The 21,446-nt window shown below is 55.1% G+C and carries 22 protein-coding genes and 1 pseudogene; 11 read left to right on the forward strand and 12 right to left on the reverse strand.

Going from position 1 to position 21,446, the window contains the following annotated elements; all coding sequences use genetic code 11:
• Positions 1–286: 286 nt before the first annotated feature.
• Positions 287–1,489 (reverse strand): purine nucleoside transporter PunC, encoded by a 1,203-nt coding sequence (gene punC, locus LH23_RS14640; protein WP_039292482.1) that lies wholly within the window; start codon positions 1,487–1,489, stop codon positions 287–289.
• 114 nt (positions 1,490–1,603) lie between these two features.
• Here punC and punR point away from each other — a divergent pair, with 114 nt between their 5' ends.
• On the forward strand, positions 1,604–2,542 hold the full coding sequence (punR, locus tag LH23_RS14645; protein ID WP_039292483.1) for a DNA-binding transcriptional activator PunR: 939 nt from the start codon (positions 1,604–1,606) through the stop codon (positions 2,540–2,542).
• On the opposite strand, the gene purR is transcribed toward punR, so the two are convergent.
• The gene (gene purR / locus LH23_RS14650) at positions 2,539–3,564 is read right to left on the reverse strand and encodes an HTH-type transcriptional repressor PurR (protein WP_039292484.1); all 1,026 of its coding nucleotides are present in this window, start codon (positions 3,562–3,564) and stop codon (positions 2,539–2,541) included. The two genes, punR and purR, sit on opposite strands and share 4 nt — an antisense overlap.
• A gap of 292 nt (positions 3,565–3,856) precedes the next feature.
• Between purR and LH23_RS24010 the strand changes: the two genes are divergently transcribed.
• Positions 3,857–3,946 carry a YnhF family membrane protein gene (locus tag LH23_RS24010; protein WP_008456477.1) on the forward strand — a complete coding sequence of 30 codons (90 nt, stop codon included), beginning with the start codon at positions 3,857–3,859 and terminating at the stop codon, positions 3,944–3,946.
• An 83-nt stretch (positions 3,947–4,029) separates the two neighbouring features.
• Here LH23_RS24010 and sodB read toward each other — a convergent pair whose 3' ends face one another.
• Both sodB and LH23_RS14665 read right to left on the reverse strand, forming a co-directional pair.
• Positions 4,030–4,611, reverse strand: coding sequence for a superoxide dismutase [Fe] (gene sodB, locus LH23_RS14660; protein ID WP_039292487.1), 582 nt, complete (start codon positions 4,609–4,611; stop codon positions 4,030–4,032).
• 172 nt (positions 4,612–4,783) lie between these two features.
• Complete coding sequence (locus LH23_RS14665; protein ID WP_039292489.1) at positions 4,784–5,632, reverse strand: C40 family peptidase; 849 nt, start codon at positions 5,630–5,632, stop codon at positions 4,784–4,786.
• A gap of 360 nt (positions 5,633–5,992) precedes the next feature.
• Between LH23_RS14665 and grxD the strand changes: the two genes are divergently transcribed.
• Together grxD and LH23_RS14675 are read left to right on the forward strand one after the other, a co-directional pair.
• On the forward strand, positions 5,993–6,337 hold the full coding sequence (gene grxD, locus LH23_RS14670; protein ID WP_039292491.1) for a monothiol glutaredoxin 4: 345 nt from the start codon (positions 5,993–5,995) through the stop codon (positions 6,335–6,337).
• Between the two features lie 476 nt (positions 6,338–6,813).
• Complete coding sequence (locus tag LH23_RS14675) at positions 6,814–7,374, forward strand: hypothetical protein (RefSeq protein ID WP_039292492.1); 561 nt, start codon at positions 6,814–6,816, stop codon at positions 7,372–7,374.
• A 55-nt stretch (positions 7,375–7,429) separates the two neighbouring features.
• Here the strand turns inward: LH23_RS14675 and rnt are convergent, their stop codons facing one another.
• The 5 genes from rnt to LH23_RS14700 form a co-directional block, all read right to left on the reverse strand.
• Positions 7,430–8,089, reverse strand: coding sequence for a ribonuclease T (rnt, locus tag LH23_RS14680; protein ID WP_039292493.1), 660 nt, complete (start codon positions 8,087–8,089; stop codon positions 7,430–7,432).
• A gap of 110 nt (positions 8,090–8,199) precedes the next feature.
• The gene (gloA, locus tag LH23_RS14685; RefSeq protein ID WP_039292495.1) at positions 8,200–8,607 is read right to left on the reverse strand and encodes a lactoylglutathione lyase; all 408 of its coding nucleotides are present in this window, start codon (positions 8,605–8,607) and stop codon (positions 8,200–8,202) included.
• An 88-nt stretch (positions 8,608–8,695) separates the two neighbouring features.
• Positions 8,696–9,793 (reverse strand): alkene reductase, encoded by a 1,098-nt coding sequence (locus tag LH23_RS14690; RefSeq protein WP_039292496.1) that lies wholly within the window; start codon positions 9,791–9,793, stop codon positions 8,696–8,698.
• 53 nt (positions 9,794–9,846) lie between these two features.
• Positions 9,847–10,446 (reverse strand): TetR/AcrR family transcriptional regulator, encoded by a 600-nt coding sequence (locus LH23_RS14695; protein WP_039292498.1) that lies wholly within the window; start codon positions 10,444–10,446, stop codon positions 9,847–9,849.
• Between the two features lie 71 nt (positions 10,447–10,517).
• Complete coding sequence (locus LH23_RS14700) at positions 10,518–11,150, reverse strand: phosphoethanolamine transferase domain-containing protein (RefSeq protein WP_231560130.1); 633 nt, start codon at positions 11,148–11,150, stop codon at positions 10,518–10,520.
• 176 nt (positions 11,151–11,326) lie between these two features.
• Here LH23_RS14700 and LH23_RS23505 point away from each other — a divergent pair, with 176 nt between their 5' ends.
• Positions 11,327–11,566: a DUF1289 domain-containing protein gene (locus LH23_RS23505; RefSeq protein WP_071842729.1), complete on the forward strand. Its 240-nt coding sequence runs from the start codon at positions 11,327–11,329 to the stop codon at positions 11,564–11,566.
• Positions 11,567–11,621: 55 nt separating this feature from the next.
• Positions 11,622–12,518 (forward strand): aldo/keto reductase, encoded by an 897-nt coding sequence (locus tag LH23_RS14705; protein WP_039292499.1) that lies wholly within the window; start codon positions 11,622–11,624, stop codon positions 12,516–12,518.
• A gap of 3 nt (positions 12,519–12,521) precedes the next feature.
• Here LH23_RS14705 and LH23_RS14710 read toward each other — a convergent pair whose 3' ends face one another.
• Genes LH23_RS14710 through LH23_RS14720 form a run of 3 tightly spaced genes read right to left on the reverse strand, consistent with a single transcriptional unit; the run spans position 12,522 to position 15,641 of the window.
• Positions 12,522–14,543, reverse strand: coding sequence for an FUSC family protein (locus LH23_RS14710; RefSeq protein WP_039292501.1), 2,022 nt, complete (start codon positions 14,541–14,543; stop codon positions 12,522–12,524).
• On the reverse strand, positions 14,543–15,400 hold the full coding sequence (locus LH23_RS14715; protein WP_039292502.1) for an HlyD family secretion protein: 858 nt from the start codon (positions 15,398–15,400) through the stop codon (positions 14,543–14,545). Before LH23_RS14715 ends, LH23_RS14710 begins: the two co-directional genes overlap by 1 nt.
• Before the next feature lie 4 nt (positions 15,401–15,404).
• Complete coding sequence (locus LH23_RS14720) at positions 15,405–15,641, reverse strand: DUF1656 domain-containing protein (RefSeq protein ID WP_039292503.1); 237 nt, start codon at positions 15,639–15,641, stop codon at positions 15,405–15,407.
• A gap of 176 nt (positions 15,642–15,817) precedes the next feature.
• Here LH23_RS14720 and slyA point away from each other — a divergent pair, with 176 nt between their 5' ends.
• From slyA to LH23_RS14750, 5 genes and pseudogenes are all read left to right on the forward strand, one after another.
• Entirely contained in the window at positions 15,818–16,264 is a 447-nt protein-coding gene (gene slyA / locus LH23_RS14725) for a transcriptional regulator SlyA (protein WP_039292504.1), read from the forward strand.
• Positions 16,265–16,483: 219 nt separating this feature from the next.
• Positions 16,484–17,485 (forward strand): LLM class flavin-dependent oxidoreductase, encoded by a 1,002-nt coding sequence (locus tag LH23_RS14730; RefSeq protein WP_039292506.1) that lies wholly within the window; start codon positions 16,484–16,486, stop codon positions 17,483–17,485.
• Positions 17,482–18,603 (forward strand): amidohydrolase, encoded by a 1,122-nt coding sequence (locus tag LH23_RS14735; protein ID WP_039292509.1) that lies wholly within the window; start codon positions 17,482–17,484, stop codon positions 18,601–18,603. Before LH23_RS14730 ends, LH23_RS14735 begins: the two co-directional genes overlap by 4 nt.
• A gap of 47 nt (positions 18,604–18,650) precedes the next feature.
• Positions 18,651–20,917: pseudogene (locus LH23_RS24290) on the forward strand (NtaA/DmoA family FMN-dependent monooxygenase).
• Positions 20,918–20,927: 10 nt separating this feature from the next.
• On the forward strand, positions 20,928–21,437 hold the full coding sequence (locus tag LH23_RS14750) for a GNAT family N-acetyltransferase (protein ID WP_039292513.1): 510 nt from the start codon (positions 20,928–20,930) through the stop codon (positions 21,435–21,437).
• Positions 21,438–21,446: the final 9 nt, after the last annotated feature.

The raw sequence follows: 21,446 nt of genomic DNA on the forward strand, positions 1-21,446 counted from the left end.
CACCTTGTTGTGATCAGAACCTTAAAACAGCGTAGACGCTATTCACGGCTTGTGAGAACTCTCACGGAAAATTCCGCGTGCCTGATATCCGACGTAGAACAGAGAAAGGGGGGATTCTCCCTTACTGAAAGGCCATCCATGGAAAAACGGAAGCGCTCCGGCTTCCGCAAAAATAAAATTGATAAGGCTTATAGTAGAACCGCAATTACTATAAGCCCGTTTAATTGAGTGTTCAATGAAATATTGTTAGCAAGCTAATCACACAACATTCACATTATCATCTAGGTTACTGTGCGCGGGACAACTCGCTGTGACCCTTGCTTTGTGCTTCATGACGGGCCGAGTGCTGCAGGGCATAACCCAGACCAGCAAGCAGAATTGTTGCCAGCATCACGCTGGTGGTGGTCAGCAGTGGAGTCGTCACTAGCCAGGAAACCATTAAGCTTGCCAGGAAGCAAAGCCCAAGCTGCAGAGTGTTTTGCAGCGCAGCGGCTTTCCCGGTTGCCTGTGGGAAAGGCAGCAGGGCAGAGGCCACCACAATAGGGTAGATGGCGCCGTTCGCCGCGGCCATCACGCAGAACGGAATAAGCAGCAGCGTCAGGTTAGCATGTCCGCTCACCGCCACACCCCAGGTTGCTACCACGCTCAGAGCATACAAGGCCAGCAGCCACGGCAGCAGCTGTTTGCCGTCCCACTTTTGCAGCGCGCTGCGGCAGCCATAGCCGCCGATCAGGAAGGCGACCGTTTGCGGCATGTAGCTCAGGCCAATTGCCGCTGGGCTGTAACCCATCTCATTCAGGATAAACGGCGAGCCGGTGAGCCAGGCGAAAAAGCTGGCTGAGCAGGCGGCGTAAATCAGCACGTTGCCGCCGTAAACGCGGGAACGTAATAAAGAGAAGAAGCTGACCTTATTGTCCTCGGTTTGCTCGTGGTGCTTGGTCCGGGGCTTGAGGCGCAGCGTAGGGATCATCAGCAGCAGAGCGACAGCAAACAGCACGGCGAAAATGGCCTGCCATTCAAAATGGTTCAGCAGCCAGCTGCCGAGCAGCGGGGCCAGCGCCGGAGAAAGCCCGACCAGCGGCATGATGGTGGCAAAAATGCGACCAGCACGGTTGGCGGGATAATAGTCAGTCACCAAAGCCTGCCAGCTAACGGCTGCCGAACAGACGCCCACGGCCTGAATAAAGCGCAGCACCAGCAGTGTGGTGGCATCCTGCACCCAAAGCATGCCGATACAGCCGATGGCAAACATAGCCAGGCCAATCAACAGCACGGGTTTTCTCCCGAAGCGGTCGGAAAGCGGGCCCCACATCAACTGGGCAAAAGCAAAGCCGGCGAGGAACAGGCTCAGGCTGGCGCTCACCGCAGAGGCGGTGGTGCCCAGATCTTGTTGAATGGCGGCGAAGGCGGGCAGGTACATGTCGGTGGCCAGGAAGCCCAGCACGCTCAACCCCGCGAGCCAGATAAGAAATCCCTTTGATGGTTGCATATTTCACTCTTGATTTTGATAGCAGGTTAACGGGGCAGGAGTCTACGGAGTGCAAAACCGCTTGTGAAACGCTAATATTTGCGAGTTGCATTCAAATTTTTTGCAGGCAAAAACATGTGGTCTGAATATTCGCTGGAAGTGGTTGATGCTGTGGCTCGAAACGGCAGCTTTAGTGGCGCGGCCCAGGAGCTGCATCGCGTGCCATCTGCCATCAGCTACACGGTGCGTCAGCTTGAAGAGTGGCTGGCCGTGCCGCTGTTTGAACGGCGTCACCGGGACGTTGAGTTGACCGCCGCTGGGACGTTTTTTCTCAAGGAAGGTCGGTCTGTTATCAAAAAAATGATGGCAACGCGCCAGCAGTGTCAGCAGATAGCTAACGGCTGGCGCGGGCACTTGTCCATTGCGGTAGACAATATTGTTAAACCTGAACGTACCCGCCAGTTGGTGCTGGACTTTTATCGTCATTTTCCGGATATCGAATTACGCATTTCTCAGGAAGTGTTCAATGGCGTGTGGGACGCGCTGGCGGACGGAAGGGTTGAGGCGGCGATTGGTGCCACGCAGGCGATCCCGGTCGGGGGGCGCTATGCGTTTCGGGACATGGGCGCGCTTAGCTGGCGCTGCGTGGTGTCTGCCGCTCATCCGCTTGCGCAACGGGAAGGTATTATTCTGGATGACGACATTCGTCCCTGGCCGTCCCTTGTGCTGGAAGACACATCCCGTTCTCTGCCCAAGCGTATTACCTGGCTGCTGGACAACCAGCGCCGGGTGGTGGTGCCGGACTGGGCGTCCGGGGCGGATTGCCTGATGGCCGGATTATGCATTGGCATGGTGCCGACGCACATTGCCCAGCCGTGGCTCGTCAGGGGCGACTGGAAGGAGTTAACGCTGGAAAACCCGTTCCCGGACGCGGCCTGCTGCCTGACGTGGCGGCAGGATGATGCCTCGCCCGCGTTGAGCTGGTTGCTGGATTATTTGGGCGACAGTGAGACGATGAATCAGGAGTGGCTGCAGGAGCCGGGTAACATACTTCCGGCTCCCGAAGAGGCTTAGCGGCGGTAATCGCGGAACGGGCCGTCTGCCACCGAGCGGCGTTCAATCAGACGCGGATGGACTTCAATCGTCTGCGACTCTTCGCGCTTATTAATGATGCGGTCAAGCAGCATGTTAAAGGCCGTTTCGCCCAGGCGCTCTTTCGGCTGGTGGATAGTGGTCAGCGCCGGAGAGAAATAGCGGGCGTTGCGCACGTTATCGTAGCCGATGATAGAAATGTCCTGCGGCACGCGCAGCCCCATTTCGTCCGCGGCGCAAATAGCACCCATCGCCATAATATCGCCGCCGCAGAAAACGGCAGTAGGGCGATGCGGTTGATTAAGCAGTTGCTGCATGGCGCGGTAACCGGACTCTGGTTCGAAATCACCCTGAACCACCCAGTTATCCGGCACTTTGATATTGGCTTCTTCAAGCGCCTTCAGGAACCCTGCATGGCGGCCGCCGCCGGTGTTACGCTCCAGCTGACCAGGGATAGCGCCAATATCACGGTGGCCGCGTTCAATCAGGTAACGGCCCGCCAGATAGCCGCCGTGGAAGGCGTTATCGACCACGGAGTCTGTAAAGTCCGCACGAGCTTCGCCCCAGTCCATCACCACCATCGGTATATGGCGGTACTCTTCCAGGGTTGAAAGCAGCGTATCAGGGTATTCGGAGCACATGACCAGCAGTCCGTCTACGCGCTTTTGCGCCATCATGGACAGGTAGGCGCGCTGCTTTTCAAAGTTGTTGTGCGCGTTGCCCAGAATCAGGGTGTAGCCCTTGGCGAAACAGCTGTTCTCAACGGATTCAATAATTTCTGCAAAATAAGGGGCTTCGCTTGAGGTGGCGAGCAGGCCGATAGATTTGGTGTGGTTGACCTTCAGGCTGCGCGCCACGGCGCTCGGCGAATAGTGCAGCTCTTTGATGGCCGCCCAGACGGCGTTGCGCGTCTCTTCCGCCACAAAACGGGTCTTGTTAATGACATGTGACACAGTGGTAGTGGAAACGTTTGCGCGCTTCGCTACGTCCTTAATCGTTGCCATTAGATGTCACTCCAGACCATATCGTAAACTCCTGATAACTCATGTGTTAAACGTTTGCCTTCGCTAACTCCTGGGGCAACACGTTGGTTGCAGGCCTGTCGGGGATGCGACATACAGCGGAAGGAGGGCGTTGCCGGGCGATACGCGGTAAATTAGCGAAGGATTTTGGCTTATCCCGGGGCAAAGTGGAAGAGGGAAAACCGATATCTGTGCAAATCCAGCAGGATTTTTATCGCTAATTGTGGGAAAATCACCCCACATACACTTTGTAGGGAAATAAAAGGAGCTTACGATGAGTACCGATCTGAAGTTTTCCGTGGTGACTACGGTTATCGTGCTGAGTCTGATTGTTGCCGGGGCGCTTACTGCCGTTCTGCACTGATTTACAAAGGGCCGCGAAAAGCGGCCCTTCTCTTATACAGAAGAAGAGCGTTGCTTCCCTCCTTCGTATTTAACCGCTAAACATCAGCCCGCCAGGTTTTGCGCAACAAATTCCCAGTTGACCAGCGCCCAGAAATGGTCGAGATAGACCGGGCGCGCGTTGCGGTAGTCGATGTAGTAAGCGTGTTCCCACACGTCCACGGTCAACAGCGGTTTTGCTCCGGTTGTGAGCGGGGTGCCTGCGTTAGAGGTCGAGACGATAGCCAGGCTGCCGTCGCTATTTTTCACAAGCCAGGTCCAGCCGGAGCCAAAGTTTTTGATGGCCGCTTCGGTGAACTGTTTTTTAAAGGCTTCCACGCTGCCAAAGGCGTGATTGATGGCGGTCAGCACGTCACCGGTCGGCTCCCCGCCGGCATTTGGCGCCAGGCAGTGCCAGTAGAAGGTATGGTTCCAGACCTGGGCCGCGTTATTGAAGATCCCGCCGTCAGAGCCTTTCACGATCTCTTCCAGCGTTTTGCCTTCAAACGGGCTGCCTTTGATCAGGTTGTTCAGGTTAGTGACGTAGGTTTGGTGGTGTTTGCCGTAATGATATTCGAGGGTTTCGGCTGAGATATGCGGTGCCAGCGCATCTTTGGCATAGGGCAGGGCGGGTAGTTCGAACGACATGGCTTCACTCCTTGTTATTTTGCTTCACAATATAACTACAATTTGTGTGGATATAAGGTTAGCAAATTACGAGAGTGCAAAAAAGCGAAATGAAACAACAAAATAAAACAGCCCGTTGCCGGGCTGTTAACATTTTAATCAGTCTGATTTGCCCTAAAGGGCGCGGAGATGATTAACGAATGGTTTTTGGCGTCATCACCCGGCGAGCACCCACGTAATGGCGCTGCCAGTAATCTTCGCTGAGGGAGGTAATCTGAATATCGCGACCGCTGCGCGGGGACTGAATAAACTTCCCGTTGCCGACGTAGACACCAACGTGATCGGCAGTGCCACGGCCTTGGGTACGGAAAAACACCAGGTCGCCGCTTTCCAGTTCACCGCGGTCAACGGAAGAGGCATCACGCAGGTGATACATTTCGTTGGCGGTACGCGGAATACGGATATTGACCAGATCTTTATAGGCGTAATAAATCAGCCCGCTGCAGTCGAAACCGGTGCGCGGGGAAGTGCCACCCCAGCGATACGGTTTACCAATTTGCCCCATCAGCTTGTTCATGGCCGTTTTTTGCGCTTTCTGCACGCGCACTTTATGCGCCTGCGCGATGGTCAGATTTTTTTCCGACTTCACCTTAACGCACTGCTTTTTATGCCCTTTACGATGGGTGCATTTTTCAGTGTAGGCAACGGTAGCGGAGGCTGGCTGTACGGCTAATTTCTGCGAGGTTTTTTTACTGCTGGTTTTAGCGAGGGTGCTGCTTTTGCCTGTAGTGGTGCGTTTAGCCACTTTGGCTTTTGCCGGCGAGGCGTCTTTTTTACCGGACTTCTTTTTGGTGGAGGCTGTGCTGACCTTCGGTTTTGCTTTCTCTTTACCCTTGTTGCTTTTACTGGTTGTTGTCTTTGCCGGATGGCCTTTTTGTGCAACAGGATGGCGGACGTGCTCAGACGCCTGCGCCAAAGGTGTATAGGGCAAAGCAAATAGCAGAGCACATAGCGTGATAGAGATTTTAGTTATCCGCGCCACTCGTCAATCCCCTGATAAATGAAGGCAAGATGCTAACCATCATGCCTGCGTATGATTTTTGCGAGACCCGACGATTCTAATGCAAAAAAGCCGATAATGTTAATAGGCAAATACTATTTAACGCTCAAAAGTGGAAGCTATAGCTAAAAAATTAACCATTCTCGGGAGTTATCCGCTGTTTAATTGATCTCGAATGAAGCAAATTGCTCATTTTCGCACGTCGTAAAAGTGTTATTCTTAAAGCATGTTTGCGCGTCGAGGGTAGAAGAAAAACCCTGGTAAAAATGGTGTTTTCTGCCCGGGGTGCAACTGGCTACAATGGCAGACTATTGCCGTATCAAGGTTTGAGGAAGCAAGACAATGAGCACTATTGAAAAAATCCAACGCCAGATCGCTGAGAACCCGATTCTTCTCTATATGAAAGGTTCCCCGAAGCTGCCTAGCTGCGGCTTCTCCGCTCAGGCCGTTCAGGCGCTGTCCGCCTGCGGCGAGCGCTTCGCCTATGTGGATATTCTGCAGAACCCGGACATCCGCGCTGAGCTGCCAAAATACGCTAACTGGCCAACGTTCCCGCAGCTGTGGGTGGACGGTGAGCTGGTCGGCGGCTGCGACATCATCATCGAGATGTACCAGCGCGGCGAACTGCAGGCGCTTATCAAAGAGACTGCAGAGAAATACAAATCTGAAGAGCCAGGCGCAGAGTAATCTCGCCGGCCAGGCCTGAACGGGCTGGCGCTTTTCAACCTTATTAACGCCCGGTGAATGTTTTCATCGGGCGTTTTGTTTTGATACTTCTGAGCCGAAAACTCGCTTACACACATACTGTGGTCTCAAGGCATGTACGCCTCATTCTCTGCTTGATTTATTCGTACATTTGTTAAGCCAAATCTCATCTTTATTTCCCGATAAAGGGGATTGCACCAGACATTTAACTTTTTCCTCACAATGATATAAATCATTAAATCAGGCTAACGCATATATAGCCACGGCACTTATCGGCTGAATTAATCTTAATTAAATCCAATGATGTTTACCCCATCCGGCATTGTGCGTTTAATGCTGCGGAGATTTTCAGTCTGAAAGCAAGGCCCCCTATGGTTTGGTTCATGGTAATGAACGTTCAGATTGTAAATCTCCACCATATGGATATTGAGATAAATGATTCTTAGAGGATTATCGTAATGAGAAAAAAATTACTCGCGCTTAGCTTGCTTATAGGCGCTGCAGCTTCTGCCCCTGCTTTTGCCGTTGACTGGAACAGTGACATTAGTAGTACGGCCGAAGCCATTGTTAAGGTAATTCAGGATACTAGTGTAGGTATCACTGTAGGCAATCAAGCTGAGCTTAGCGGTGATATCAAGGCCGGAACAAGGTTGTTTACATTGGTATTGAGAGCAGACAGTAGTACACCAGCGGTCGTTGTGCTTGGTGCTTCACACAATCTTCTGGATAGTAGTGGTTTGCTAGAAAATTCCCTGGCGACCTCAGATGGTGCGACCAGGAATGGGATACTAACGGCAAAATTAGAAGGCACCGGCTCGGGTAATTATGAATTGATTAATGACGCTGAATATTTCCCAGAGGGTACTGCTAAGAATTCTGGTTCATATGTTTTTAAAATGACAGATAGCGTAACAAATGCATATACAATAACGGCAACTTCAGCGAAAGATGTTCTTGCAAGTGGATTGGTGAGTGGTCTCTATGCATATAACTTTGTTGCAAACTCATACACTGAATAATTAAATACACGTCTTATTATTATGGCGCATGGTACATTTTCCATGCGCCATTTTTTTATTCCTCAGATTCAGGCTCGTCTGCCAGCGGCAGCGGCCAACCGCCAAGGCGCTTCCAGCGGTTAACGATTTCGCAAAACAGCAGGGCGGTTTGCTCGGTGTCATACAGGGCGGAGTGGGCCTGAGAGCTATCAAACTTCTGGCCTGCGGCGATACAGGCTTTAGCCAGCACGGTTTGCCCCAGCACCAGGCCGCTCAGCGCCGCGGTATCAAATGTCACAAACGGATGGAACGGGTTGCGTTTTAATGATGCGCGCTCTGCCGCCGCCATCATAAAGCTGTGATCGAACGTGGCGTTATGCGCCACCATAATCGCCCGGCTACAGCCGCTGTCTTTAATGCCTTTGCGCACGGTTTTGAAAATGGCGTGCAGGGCATCGTATTCGCTGACGGCACCACGCAGGGGGTTATGCGGGTCAATACCGTTGAACGCCAGGGCTTCAGGCTGCAGGTTCGCGCCTTCAAACGGATCGACATGGAAGTGCAGCGTTTCGTCGGGGGATAACCAGCCGTCTTCATCCATCTTCAGGGTAACGGCAGCGATTTCCAGTAGCGCATCGGTTTTGGCGTTAAAACCCGCGGTTTCAACGTCGATCACTACCGGATAAAAACCACGAAAACGGTCGCACAGGCCATGCAATTGCGTGTTGTCTGACATCAGCTTCTCTTAATACGGGGAAAATGCAGCGCGCATTATGGCAAATTTCGGGGAGTGTTGCAGTAAGGGGCGCACATCACGCCCCTTGTTTGACGCTAATCGCCTGAAAATCAGTTACCCAGGCCTTTGCCCGCGTGCTTCTCTTCAATCAGCTCGATTTTGTAACCGTCCGGATCTTCAACAAAAGCGATAACGGTGGTGCCGCCTTTAACCGGGCCAGCTTCACGGGTCACGTTGCCGCCGTTATTGCGAATACGCTCGCAGGCGTCGGCGGCGTTATCCACGCTCAGCGCGATGTGGCCGTAAGCGGTGCCCAGCTCATAGCTGTCCACACCCCAGTTATAAGTCAGTTCGATAACCGCCGTGTCGCTTTCATCGCCATAGCCGACAAACGCGAGAGAGTATTTGTACTCGGTGTTTTCGCTGGTACGCAGCAGTTTCATGCCCAGCACTTTGGTGTAGAACTCGATGGAGCGTTGCAGGTCGCCAACGCGCAGCATGGTATGAAGTAGACGCATAAAATCCTCGTCGAATGAGACAGTTATTTCTGGAGTCGTTGAGTATAGCGGCGTTTGCGCGCCGCTATCAATGAAAGGTACTGCGGAGTTACAGGGTTGGGTAGTCGGTGTAACCTTCTGCGCCGCCGCCGTAGAAGGACTCAGGGCGCTGCGGGTTCAGCTCGGCATTTTTGTGCAGGCGAGCCACCAGGTCCGGGTTGGCAATGAACGAACGGCCAAAAGCGACGGCGTCGATCAGGCCTTTGCCGATCAGATCTTCCGCTTTCTCCGGGGTATAGGCCCCAGCGCCGACGATCACGCCGCTGAAACGCTCGCGAACTTTTTCACGGAACGCTTCGGTGTACGGTTCGCCACCGGCCCAGTCCGGCTCGGACATGTGCAGATAGGCAATGCCGCGTTTGCCCAGCTCTTCAATCAGGTACAGCGCGTCAGCTTCTTCGTTCGGGCCATTGTCCACGTTCTGGAACGAACCAATTGGGGACACGCGGATCCCGATGCGATCGGCACCCCATTCTTTGATCCCGGCATCAACCACTTCCAGCACCAGGCGAGCGCGGTTTTCGCGGCTGCCGCCGTATTCATCGGTACGGTGGTTAGAGGAAGGAGACAGGAACTGGTGCAGCAGGTAGCCGTGGGCAGAGTGCAGCTCAACCAGGTCAAAACCAGCATCGCGAGCGTTGCCAATCGCCTTGCGGAAGTCATCTACGATGCCCGGAATCTCGCTCAGTTCCAGCGCGCGAGGCATGGAAGTATCTTCGCGAACGGCATTGCCGTTTTCGTCACGCAGCGAAGTGCGGGTCCCGGCAATCAGTGCGGAAGGCGCGACCGGAGCCTGCTGGCCTGGCTGGAGGGTAAAGTGGGAAATGCGGCCGGTGTGCCACAGCTGCACCGCCATGTGGCCTTTTTCAGCGTGCACGCCAGCGGTGATTTTTTTCCACGCGGCGATTTGCTCTTCGCTGTGCAGACCCGGTGCGCCCGCATAGCCTTTGGCCTGGGCGGACATCTGGGTTGCTTCGCTGATGATAAGCCCGGCGCTGGCGCGCTGACGGTAATATTCACCCATCAGCGGGGTTGGGATATCACCCGGCTCAATACTGCGCAGGCGCGTCAGCGGAGCCATAAAAATGCGGTTTGGTACGGTAATTGCGCCAACTTTGAGTGGCGTAAACAGTTTATCTGCTGACATGGTATTTCCTCGAGTAGACCGGTCGTCTAGTGATTTGATAAATAAAAAACCCGTCAGGCGACAGGTTTTGCCAATAGGGTTTGTACGTGTGCCAGGGCGCTTTCAAGCGGTAGGGCACTGCGGGAAATTTTTGCCTGCAGGCTGGCACCTAACCACAGTGAATACAGCACCATGGCCTGGTCGAGCGCTTCGCCTTCAAAGCGAAGACTTTTTTCGCTGCGGCCTTTCTCCAGCGCATCTGCTAACAGGGAAATGACCTGTGAACCACCGTTATTCAGCGCCCCGCGCATATCTTCCGAAAGGTCACAAACCTCTGCTGAGAGTTTCACTATCAGGCAGTTGCTCAGGTTCCCGCTCTGGCAGAAGTAGCTCAGCATATCCTGGTACCACTTCAACAGGCGTTGGCGATAATTGCCCTCACCGCGAGAGAAATGATCTGCCACGCGCAAATTAGACGCCTCGTAATAGCGCTCAAGCATCGCCACGCCAAACGCTTCTTTAGAGCGGAAGTAGTGGTAGAAAGAGCCTTTGGGCACTTCTGCGGTGCGCAACAATTCGCTTAAACCCATGCCGGTAAAGCCCCGGGCAAGGCAGAGTCTCTCACCAATGGCGAGGAGATGTTCGCGAGTGTCGTGTTCAGGATGTCTGTTCATGGGCTCAAATGTAGTAGACCAGTCGGTCTAATGCAATAGGCTGCGGTTATTTTTTTGTGAGCGCAGCTGTATTAGTCCTTATGGGCGTCAGAAAACCAACGTTTTTTGCCGTATCGGCTAATGGCGCTGATGTAGTTTGCGGGAGTGACCATTTTCATCACGCTTTTATTGCTGCGGAACAGCGAAGTGTAGTCCTTGTAAAACACGGAGGCGACGAGGATTATCACCAGCAGACCGGCCAGAATGCTGACCAGGCGAGTCAGCACGGTATGCCACCAGCGCGCCGGCTGCACTTTCACCAGCGAAAGCAACAGGGCGGGGATAATCCCCAGCAGGGCCAGCCAGCTAACTAACTGAGGTGTAACGAACGTTTTGGCTTGCTGAGCATCTGTTGCAAACACGTTGACCATCATGTTTTTATCGATGACGGCTCCGTAGGTAAACATAAAATAGTTGCTTGCCGCGCAGCCGATGAGCAGAAACACCAGTACGGGTTTCCGCAGCCAGGGTAAATTCACCACGCTGAAAATCGTCAGCCAGGCGCAAAACAGCACCACCGGCACGGAAGCGGCAAATAACCAGCTACGGAGCGAGTCCGGGGCAATTAACTGCCAGCTGCGGTGGATAAAAAGAGCATTGATCAACGTGAAGAAAAAGGCGCAGCAAATGTTAAATTGCGAATCGTTGCACTGTAACTTTTTCAAAAAGTTCATATAAGCCATGAAAACAAAACAGAATATTCGCCAGAGTAGAGAGAGAAGATTAGCTAAACCTTAATTTTCAGCCGCTTTCCGGTGAAGGGTGATTTTTTAGCCATCACGCTTGCATCCGGGGCAGAGTCAGGCTTCAATTGATGAAAAGTCGTTAATGAGGCGGGTTAGTGTCTGAACAGCTAGAGTTCTTCCCCATCCAAAGCCCCTGCCGCGGGATCTGCCAGTCGGATGAACGTGGCTTTTGCCGTGGCTGCATGCGCAGTCGGGACGAGCGTTTCCAGTGGCAGCAAATGAGCGACGCCCAAAAGCAGGACGTGCTGCGTCTCTGCCGCCAGCGCTTATTGCGCAAGTTGCGAGCAAACAAGCCAAATGCTCCTGAAGAACCTGAGCAGCCTTCACTGTTTTAATCCCTCAGCGCCGTTATACTCGGGGCAGTTTCTCTCCTTTTGAGGTTATTTTTTTATGGTACAGCGTATTACGATTGCCCCGCAGGGCCCGGAATTTTCACGCCTGGTGATGGGCTACTGGCGTTTGATGGAATGGAACATGTCCCCGCGCGAGCTGGCGAGCTTTATTGAAGAGCACGTTGAGTTGGGCATTACCACGGCGGATCACGCCGATATTTACGGCGGTTACGAGTGTGAAGCGGCCTTTGGTGAAGCGATGCGTTTAATGCCGCATCTGCGCAGCAAAATGGAGATTGTCACCAAGTGCGGTATCGCCACCACTGCGAAGCCTGAAAACGCAATTGGCCACTATATTACCGACCGCGATTACATCATCAGCAGTGCAGAAAGCTCGCTGAAAAAACTGTCTACCGATTACCTGGATTTGCTGCTGATCCACCGTCCGGATCCGCTGATGGACGCCGATGAAGTGGCAGAAGCCTTCACCGCGCTGCATCACAGCGGTAAAGTGCGCCATTTCGGCGTGTCTAACTTTACCCCGGCGCAGTTCTCGCTGCTGCAGTCTCGCCTGCCGTTCACCCTGGCAACAAACCAGGTTGAGCTTTCGCCGGTGCACCAGCCGCTGCTGCTGGACGGTACGCTGGACCAGCTCCAGCAGCTGCGCATTCGCCCGATGGCGTGGTCCTGCCTTGGCGGCGGCCGTCTGTTTAACGACGATGAATTCCAGCCGCTGCGCGCCGAATTGCAAAAAGTGGCGGAAGAGATTGGGGCCGACACCATCGAGCAGGTGGTTTATGCCTGGGTGATGCGCCTGCCGTCCTCGCCGCTGCCGATCATCGGTTCCGGCAAAATCGAACGTGTTCGCTCAGCTATCCACTCGCTGTCTCTGGAGATGACTCGTCAGCAGTGGTTCCGCATTCGTAAGGCCGCGCTCGGCTACGACGTGCCTTAATCGTTACTGACCGCCTGCCAGGGTTCCGGCGGGCGGTGCCTGTTCCAACTGGGACAGTGAGCAGTAAAGCCGCCAGATAATCCCCGCCAGTTCCCGCGCCGCCGGGTCGTGATGATGCGACAGCGTGTCGCACATTCTTTGCAGTTCTTTCAGTGATTCCGCCAGCGGCCTTTGCAGAACGCCTCGTTCACTCATCACGTCGCGAAGCGTATGCAGGCAAACGTCCCTTACCATCGACAGCGGATCGGAGCGCGTTTCCCACCCGCGCAGCTGCCAGACTACGTGCGAGCAGTTGAGCAGCACCACGCCCCAGCGCAGAAGCCAGCGGCGGGCGGCTTCTTCTTTACTGCTGCTAAGCTGGCTAATGTGGTGGTACACCAGCGACTCAAACTGGCTCTCGCTGTGTTGAGGTTTACGGCTGAGTTGGTCGATAAACCCGCGCCGCAGCGCCCGGATATGGCGGCGGCTTCTGCGGGTGTCGGAGCTGGGCCGCAGCACCGAAAAAGCCAGCCATGAAATGCCCACGCCGAGAACTTTGGCGAGGTTGTCATTCATAAACCCGGCAAAGTCGTACACCGGCGGATTGCTGACCGCCAGAAACGATCCCATAAAGACAATAAGCTGCCCCCAAAGTGCAGTGCGTTTTGCCTGCTGGAGTTTCAGTAACTGCATGGTGAGCAGCAGCGGCAGCAGGAAAACAAGGAACTGCCACAGCTGCGTGACCTGAATCATCAGGCCAAATTTCACCAGGAAACTGAACAGCGACAGCCAAAGCAGGGTGCGCATCAGCAATGTGAGCGAGCCGAGCGGCGAGGCGACCGAAGAGTAGAGCACGCAGCTAATGGCGGCCAGCGACAGCGCGCCGCCGCCGGACTCCCACTGGGTGCCGATGCACCACGCGCCGGTGAGGACGATCGTCGCAAAGGTGCGCACGGCACTCCATAGCGCTTCGGCATTGTCGGTATGACGCGCCAGCGGCGGGGCTTCAGGCGGCGTAATCACCGACACCGGCGTGGCGTTTTCCAGCTCTCTTAGCCAGCGGCTGCTGTTGAGATAGAGCCAGCAGAAATAACGCAGGCGGTGCCAGAATGCCTGATGGCGATAATCGTCCTGCGAATGAGGGGCGATTTGCTGCAGCAGCCTGGCGACGGTGTATTTATCTGCGTTGGGCTTGGCCAGCTCCCGCAGCAGGCTGTCCAGCACCGACCAGATATTGGCGGGCGCCTCCGGCCAGTTGAGCAGCATCCTGCGTAGGCTGGAAATGACGCTAGTCAGCCGGAGCTGCTGGTGGAGCAAATAGTTCAGCAGGTTGTTCTGGCGGCGGAAGCGGTAGTGACTCCAGAAAGCCTGAATGCGCAGCAGATTCATGGTCAGGATCTGGCCGATAATTCCTTCATGCGCGGTACGAATAGCGTCGGTGGTTTCCGGCTGCCAGAGCAGGCTGGCATGTTCTAGCAGTCGGGCGTGCATGTTCTTCAGCGCGCTAACCAGGGCGCTGCCGTCCGAGGTGCTGGGCAGCACCATCATCATAAAGCCGCCGCACAATATCCCGACCACCACTTCGCACACGCGAGCCTGGGCGATATCCCACAGCTCCGTTGATTCGACGGTATTGATCATCGGGAAGGCAATAATGGCGGCAGTATACCCGGCGAGCATGAACGCGTAAGCCACGTTATTTTGAAAATGGCTGGAGGCCCAGGTACAGAGCGCCAGCCAGCTTGCCATCGCAAAGGTGAACAGCCAGGGATCGTTCAGCGCGTTGCCGGCAATCATTAACGAGGCCGCGGCACCGATAAAGCTGCCTGCGATTCGGCCCAGACTTTTGCTTATTACGCCACCAACGGTGGGGAAGCTCACCACGGCGGCGGAGGTCATGGCCCAATAGGGCTCATCCAGATTCAGGCCGTAGGCAATGGCCAGCGCCATACCCATAGCAATCGCGTTACGCAGCGCATAGCGCCATTGCCCGGCGGTGGCTTTTCCCCACGGCGTGTTATGCCACGCCAGAAAACTGAGATTCATCAGGGCTGAACGCTAACGGTACAGGTGGTGCCCGATACGAGCGTCACGCCTTCAGGAATGGTATCCAGGCTAATGCGCACCGGCACGCGCTGCGCAAGGCGAACCCACGGCACGTTTGGCTTAATGTCAGGGACCAGGTCGCTGTCGCTTTCGATACTTTGGTCGTAGATGGCGCGGCCAATACTTTCTACTTTGCCGCTCAGCTTTTGGTTGCCGTTGTACAGCACGATCTGCACGGTATTACCCGGCTGAATGCGTCGCAGCTTGGTCTCTTCGAAATAGCCCACCACGTAAAACGAGTGGCTGTCTACCAGCGCAAAGACCGGCTTTCCTTCGCTGGCATAGTTCCCGACCCTTGAGGTCAGGTTCGTGACCCAGCCATCCACCGGGGCGGTGACCGTGGTTTGCGAAAGCTGCCACTGGGCCTGCTCCAGCGTGGCCTGGGCGACTTTCACCGCCGCCTGCATCGCTTTGACGTTAATGTTGGCGGTGTCCATGTCTTCGGCAGAAATGTAATTGCGGGGCAGGTTCTGGCGACGGTTCGCCTCGTTGCTGGCTTTGGCCAGATCGGACTGGGCCTTCGCCAGCTGCGCCTCGGCATTCAGCACCGCAATGTGGTAAGGCGTGGCGTCGAGGGTGAACAGCGTCGTGCCTTTATTCACGAACTGGTTATCCTTCACGCTCAGGCTAACGATGGTCCCGGACACCTGCGGCGTGATGCTGACCTGCTCGGCGCGCACTTTACCGTCCCGCGTCCAGGGTGACTGCATGTAGTAGTTCCATAAGAGCCAGCCCGCCAGCAGTGCGGCGGCAAAAACGATGAGGGTGGAAAAGTATTTTATTGTTTTGAGATTCATTGCGTTACCACATCACCAAAAGAGCCATGCCGGCGCTGACAGACAGCGCGAAAAGGGATAAGTCCATCAACGTGGGGTGCCAGATTTCACCGGAATAAATCCAGTCGCGCAGCAAACGGTGGACGACCAGCCAGATAAAAAAGCCGACAAACACGGCCTTGAACAGCGGGGGAAAGTAGACCGATGCCCCGACCACAAGATCCTGAAGCGGGAAGCCGGACGGGCTAAAAGTGAGACTCACGTAGTGATAATCCTTTAAAAAACGGGGGTGACTGCCGTTTCCCCTCACTTAGATGTAGAATAAAAGTATAGCTGGTTGCATAACTTCAGTGAAAGTAAGGGATTTGTTTTTAACAATTAATGCCTGCACAATAGTCTAAAATCAGTATAATAAGTTAGCAAGCTAATTATAAGGAGATGAAATTGGAATCGCCATCGCCATTAGGTTCGGATCTGGCCCGCCTGGTACGCATCTGGCGTGCGCTGATTGACCATCGCCTGAAACCTCTGGAATTGACACAGACACACTGGGTAACGCTGCATAATATTCATCAGCTGCCGCCAGATCAGTCACAGATTCAGTTGGCTAAAGCGATCGGCATTGAGCAGCCATCACTGGTTCGTACGCTCGATCAACTCGAAGAAAAAGGGTTAATCTCGCGTAAAACCTGTGCGAATGACCGTCGGGCAAAACGGATTAAATTGACCGAGCAGGCCGCGCCTATCATTGAAAAGATGGAAGGCGTTATTAACGAAACGCGAGGAGAAATCCTGTCGGGTATTACTCGCGAAGAGCAGGCGCTGTTAAGCAGCCTGATTAGCCGGCTTGAGCAAAATATTATTGAGCTACAAAACCGGGATTAATCTCCCTGTTTGAACCAAAGCCTCGCGGCTTCTCCTGCGGGGCTTTTTTTTACCTGACGATCCACTGATGAGGAAAATAGGCACCCGGTAGCAAATTGTTGAGCAGGCGTGTGAGTTTGTTTATCTCTATTTCAGAAGTCTAAATGTAAATTAATTGTTTCTCACCGTCGTCTCCCGCTTTTAATAATGCAGGCATGTTTATAACAATGAGCCTGCATTATGTCTTATCGCATCAGTATCCTGGATAAAAGCCCGCTTGCGCCCGACGACAGCGCGACGGATGCCCTGGCCCGTACGCTGCATCTCGCACAGCAGGCAGAAACCTGGGGCTATCACCGTTTTTGGCTGGCGGAGCACCACAACACGCCCCAGCTTGCCAGTCCTTCACCGGAAGTGCTGATTGCCTGGATTGCCGGGCAGACTCGCCGAATTCGCGTGGGCTCCGGCGGCGTGATGCTCCAGCATTACAGCCCTTACAAAGTGGCTGAAAACTTCAACCTGCTGTCTTCCCTTGCACCAGGCCGCATCGATCTTGGCGTAGGAAAAGCACCGGGCGGCTTGCCGCTTTCGACGCAGGCGCTGCAGCACGGGCAATCGCCGACGGTAAAAGGCAGCTTTGATGAACAGCTCACGCAGCTTGACGACTGGCTCTCGCGACGTGAACCCGCGACGGACGAAAGCGTTCGCGCCACGCCGCTACCGGCCCAGCGCCCGGAAGGTTTTTTATTAGGCGCAAGCCTGCAAAGCGCCCGACTGGCGGCCAGCCTGGACTGGAACTTTGTTTTTGCCGCCCATTTGAACGGCGATAAAACGTTGCTGCGCGACGTAGTGACCGACTGGAAAAAGAACAGCCGCCGCGACGTGCTGGTGGCCGTGCAGGCTATCGTGGCGCGGGATGCCGGACGTGCGGAAGAGCTTGCCCGCCAGGTTGAAATCTGGGGCGTGGAGCTGGAAAACGGCCAGCGCGTGAGCGTGGCAAGCGAAGAGCAGGCCCACAGTTTTGCCCGCCAGTCCGGCAGTACGCTGCGTAGCCTGACGCGACGTGAACCTTCGTTGTTAAAAGGCACACCTGAAACGGTGCGGGAAGCGCTTCAGGCGCTGCACGCAGAGTACGGCATCGATGAATTTATTATTGATACGCCGGTGGCAGAAGGGGCTGAGCGCCTGGCTTCTCTTCAGTTGCTGGCAGAAGCGCATACAGTAGCGGAGGTGGCTGTATGACGTTCGCTCAGCAGCTTATTGACTGGCGCCGGGAGCTGCATCGGTTCCCTGAATTGTCCCTTGAAGAAGTCGAAACCACGTCACGCATCCGCGACTGGCTGCAAAGCGCGGGTATCCGCCTGTTGCCGTATTCGCTACAAACTGGCGTTGTGGCGGAGATTGGCGAAGGTGAGAAAGCGATTGCGCTGCGGGCCGATATCGACGCGCTGCCCATTGAAGAAACCAGCGGCGTAGCCTTTAGTTCGCAGAATCCGGGCGTGATGCACGCCTGCGGGCATGACATTCACAGCAGCGTGATGCTGGGCGCGGCACTGCTGCTTAAGCAGCACGAAGCGCAGCTTAACGGCCGGGTTCGCATTCTGTTTCAGCCCGCTGAGGAGCGTTTCGGTGGGGCAACCACGCTAGTCAAGGCCGGTGTGCTGGAGGGGATCTCTGCCATTTTTGGCATGCACAATGAGCCAAATCTGCCTGTCGGGGCGTTTGCCACACGCGGCGGCCCGTTCTATGCCAACGTTGACCGGCTGGTCATCCAGGTGCGGGGCAAAGGAGCGCACGCGGCGCGCCCGCATGAAGGCCAGGATGCCATTTTGCTCGCCAGCCAACTGGTGACTCTGCTGCAAAGTATCACCAGCCGTGAGGTCAACACGCTGGATTCAGCCGTGCTGAGCATTACCCGTATTGCGGGCGGTAACACCTGGAACGTGTTGCCGGAAAGCGTTGAACTGGAAGGTACGCTGCGCACCCACAGCGCCAGCGTGCGAGAGGCGGTTAAAGCTCGCGTTATTGAGATTGCGGCCGGTCTTGCCAGCGCCTTTGGGGCGGAAATCGACGTCATCTGGCACCTGGGGCCAGATGCGCTGGTTAACGATGAGCGCTGGGCAGCATTTGCCAGCGAAGTTGCCGCCGTAGAAGGTTACACCACGCATCATGCAGATCTGCACCTGGGAGGCGAGGATTTTGCTGTTTATCTCCAGCATATTCCCGGCGCGTTTGTCAGCATCGGCAGCGACAGCCGCTACGGGCTTCATCATCCGGCCTTCGATCCCGATGAAAGATTGATTGAACCCGCGGCACGTTATTTCGCCCGGTTAGCCCAATCGGCGCTACAACAACTTTAACTCTAATTAGCGACGGCGGATTTTAACGATCCGCATAAGGATGAAGCATGTCTGCAACACGACAATTACGACTGGGTACGATATTACATGGCGCGTCGGGAAATATGTCAGCCTGGCGCCATCCTGCTGCGATAGCGGATGCCAGCATTAATTTTGAATTCGTCAAACAAACGGCATTCAAAGCGGAAGAGGGGAAGCTGGATTTTATTTTTGTCGCCGACGGGCTTTATATTAACGAGAAATCTATCCCGCACTTTTTAAATCGCTTTGAGCCGCTGACGGTATTATCTGCCCTGGCGAGCGTGACGAAGCATTTGGGCCTGGTGGGGACATTGTCGACCTCCTATAGCGACCCTTTTACCACGGCGCGCCAGTTTGCGAGTCTCGATCACCTGAGTAATGGCCGCGCAGGCTGGAACGTGGTCACTTCTCCGCTGGAGGGCTCGGCTAAAAACTTCTCCAGAACCCAACATCCTGAACACGCACTGCGCTATCGCATCGCCGATGAATACCTGGACGTCGTGAAGGGGCTTTGGGATTCATGGGAAGAAGATGCTTTTGTGCGAAATAAAGAGAGCGGGCAGTTTTTTGCCCCTGAAAAGCTGCACGCGCTCAATCATCAGGGCGATTTCTTTCAGGTCGCCGGGCCGCTGAACATAGGCCGTACACCGCAGGGCAGGCCCATTATTTTCCAGGCCGGGGCCTCGGAAGACGGCAAAAAGCTGGCGGCAAAACATGCCGATGCCATATTCACTCATCATGAATCACTCAGTGAGGCGAAAGCCTTCTACCGGGATGTAAAAAACCAACTGGAAGGGCAAGGCCGCGAGGCTGATTCGCTTCACATCTTCCAGGGTGTGAGCGTCATTGTTGGCATCGACGCCGAGGACGCCGAACGGCAGTACCAGACCACCGCCGCGCTGGTGTCCATCGCCGATGCTCTGAATTATCTCGGCCGCTATTTCGAACACCATGACTTTAGTCAGTACCCGCTGGACGAACCTTTCCCGGACATCGGTGACCTGGGCCAGAACAGCTTCCGCAGCACCACCGATGAGATCAAACGCAACGCCCGCGAGCGTGGGTTAACCCTGCGCCAGGTCGCCCTTGAGGCCGCCAGCCCAAGGCCACGTTTTTCCGGTTCGCCGGAACAGGTGGCGGACGGCCTGCAGCAGTGGTTTGACGAGCGAGCGGCGGACGGATTCATCATCCAGGGTGGCACCCCGGACACCTTCCCGCGTTTCGTGGAGCAGGTTGTACCGGTGCTTCAGGCTCGCGGCCTGTTCCGCACCGAATACCCCGGCACCACGCTGCGCGAAAGCTTTGACCTTGCGCAACCCGAAAATCGCTACGGCAAATAAAACAAATAAAGAGAAAAACTATGCAAAAAACATCCCTGCTGCTGGCTATCGCACTGGCGTGGACGCCGCTTACCTGGGCGAACGACGTGACCATTAACGGCACCGGCGTGAGCCTGGAGGCCAACAAAGCGCCGATCAATACCGCTAAAAATCCTCAGGCCATCGCCCAGCTACCCAAAGATTATCGATTTGCCGTTCCCGGTAAGTTTACCGTGGCAGTGGCGGCGCTCAATTCGCCGCCGCTGACGGTTTTTTCTGATGACAATAAAACCCTGCTCGGCAGCGAAGTCGACATTGCCCGCCTGGTTGCCGACAGCCTTGGGCTGGAGCTGAACGTGGTTCCGACCTCCTGGGAGGACTGGCCGCTCGGCGTGGCGTCGGGGAAATATGATGCCGCGATCAGCAATATTACCGTCACCAAAGATCGCAAAGAGAAGTTCGATTTCGCCACCTACCGCAAAGACTCGCTGGGCTTTTACGTGAAAGCGAACAGCCCGATCAAGTCGCTGGCCCATGCGGAAGATATCGCCGGATTACGTATTGTCGTAGGTTCCGGCACCAATCAGGAAGCTATCCTGCTGGCGTGGAATGCGGAAAACGAGAAAAAAGGGCTGAAGCCGTTTACGCCGGTCTACACCAAAGATGATGCTGCGCTAACGCTGGCGCTGCAGTCCGGGCGGGCCGATGCCTGGTTTGGGCCGAACGTGACCGGAGCCTGGAAAGCGGCGCTGACCGGCAAAACGAAGCTGGTGGGCAGCGTGGACGGCGGCTGGCCGAAAGCGGCGCACATTGCGGTGACGCTGAAAAAAGGCAGCGGCCTGGTGGAACCGGTGCAGACGGCGCTCAACGGCGCGATTCAGCAGGGCGACTACGACAAAGTTTTAAAGCGCTGGGGCGAGGACGTGGAACGTATTCCTGCCTCGGAAGTTAATCCCGCCGGTTTAGGCGATTGAGGAGGCGTGTATGAGCGAACATTTTCGTATCTTGTCCCCTGAAGCGCCGGAGCTTCAGTCGATCATTAGCGGCCTGTTTGGCGAGTATGCCGCCCGCTACGGGGATTTTTTCTCGCGTGATGCTGAAGTGGAGCTGACCGAATGGTATCTGCCGCCGCAGGGTATTTTTATCGTGCTGGAGCGCGAGGGCGAAATTATTGCCACCGGGGCCTACAAGCCCTACGACCAGAAAACTGCTGAGATCAAACGTATCTGGACGAAAAGTACGCTGCGCAAGCAGGGCCTGGCTGGACGAGTGGTTCGCGAACTGGAGCGTCTGGCCCTTCAGGCTGGCTACAGCCGCATCTATCTCACCACCGGCTTTCGTCAGCCGGAGGCCGTCAGGCTTTATCTGAGCGAAGGTTACGATCCGCAGTTCAGCCTTGAGGTTGATCCCGAAACGTTCAGCCAGCCGCCCTACGACGGGCGGCTGCGGTTCACCAAAATCTTAGCGCTGGAAAGCCTGAGTAAAACGGCCTGAGGAGCGACG

The organism is Cedecea neteri (genome assembly GCF_000758305.1).
Lineage (GTDB): Bacteria > Pseudomonadota > Gammaproteobacteria > Enterobacterales > Enterobacteriaceae > Cedecea > Cedecea neteri_C.

What these genes read in the sequence shown, in the direction of transcription:
- punC (WP_039292482.1), bottom strand. Translation starts at nt 1,489, where the DNA reads ATGCAACCATCAAAGGGATTTCTTATCTGGCTCGCGGGGTTGAGCGTG.
- punR (WP_039292483.1), top strand. Translation starts at nt 1,604, where the DNA reads ATGTGGTCTGAATATTCGCTGGAAGTGGTTGATGCTGTGGCTCGAAAC.
- purR (WP_039292484.1), bottom strand. Translation starts at nt 3,564, where the DNA reads ATGGCAACGATTAAGGACGTAGCGAAGCGCGCAAACGTTTCCACTACC.
- LH23_RS24010 (WP_008456477.1), top strand. Translation starts at nt 3,857, where the DNA reads ATGAGTACCGATCTGAAGTTTTCCGTGGTGACTACGGTTATCGTGCTG.
- sodB (WP_039292487.1), bottom strand. Translation starts at nt 4,611, where the DNA reads ATGTCGTTCGAACTACCCGCCCTGCCCTATGCCAAAGATGCGCTGGCA.
- grxD (WP_039292491.1), top strand. Translation starts at nt 5,993, where the DNA reads ATGAGCACTATTGAAAAAATCCAACGCCAGATCGCTGAGAACCCGATT.
- LH23_RS14675 (WP_039292492.1), top strand. Translation starts at nt 6,814, where the DNA reads ATGAGAAAAAAATTACTCGCGCTTAGCTTGCTTATAGGCGCTGCAGCT.
- rnt (WP_039292493.1), bottom strand. Translation starts at nt 8,089, where the DNA reads ATGTCAGACAACACGCAATTGCATGGCCTGTGCGACCGTTTTCGTGGT.
- gloA (WP_039292495.1), bottom strand. Translation starts at nt 8,607, where the DNA reads ATGCGTCTACTTCATACCATGCTGCGCGTTGGCGACCTGCAACGCTCC.
- LH23_RS14690 (WP_039292496.1), bottom strand. Translation starts at nt 9,793, where the DNA reads ATGTCAGCAGATAAACTGTTTACGCCACTCAAAGTTGGCGCAATTACC.
- LH23_RS14695 (WP_039292498.1), bottom strand. Translation starts at nt 10,446, where the DNA reads ATGAACAGACATCCTGAACACGACACTCGCGAACATCTCCTCGCCATT.
- LH23_RS14705 (WP_039292499.1), top strand. Translation starts at nt 11,622, where the DNA reads ATGGTACAGCGTATTACGATTGCCCCGCAGGGCCCGGAATTTTCACGC.
- LH23_RS14710 (WP_039292501.1), bottom strand. Translation starts at nt 14,543, where the DNA reads ATGAATCTCAGTTTTCTGGCGTGGCATAACACGCCGTGGGGAAAAGCC.
- LH23_RS14715 (WP_039292502.1), bottom strand. Translation starts at nt 15,400, where the DNA reads ATGAATCTCAAAACAATAAAATACTTTTCCACCCTCATCGTTTTTGCC.
- slyA (WP_039292504.1), top strand. Translation starts at nt 15,818, where the DNA reads ATGAAATTGGAATCGCCATCGCCATTAGGTTCGGATCTGGCCCGCCTG.
- LH23_RS14730 (WP_039292506.1), top strand. Translation starts at nt 16,484, where the DNA reads ATGTCTTATCGCATCAGTATCCTGGATAAAAGCCCGCTTGCGCCCGAC.
- LH23_RS14735 (WP_039292509.1), top strand. Translation starts at nt 17,482, where the DNA reads ATGACGTTCGCTCAGCAGCTTATTGACTGGCGCCGGGAGCTGCATCGG.
- LH23_RS14750 (WP_039292513.1), top strand. Translation starts at nt 20,928, where the DNA reads ATGAGCGAACATTTTCGTATCTTGTCCCCTGAAGCGCCGGAGCTTCAG.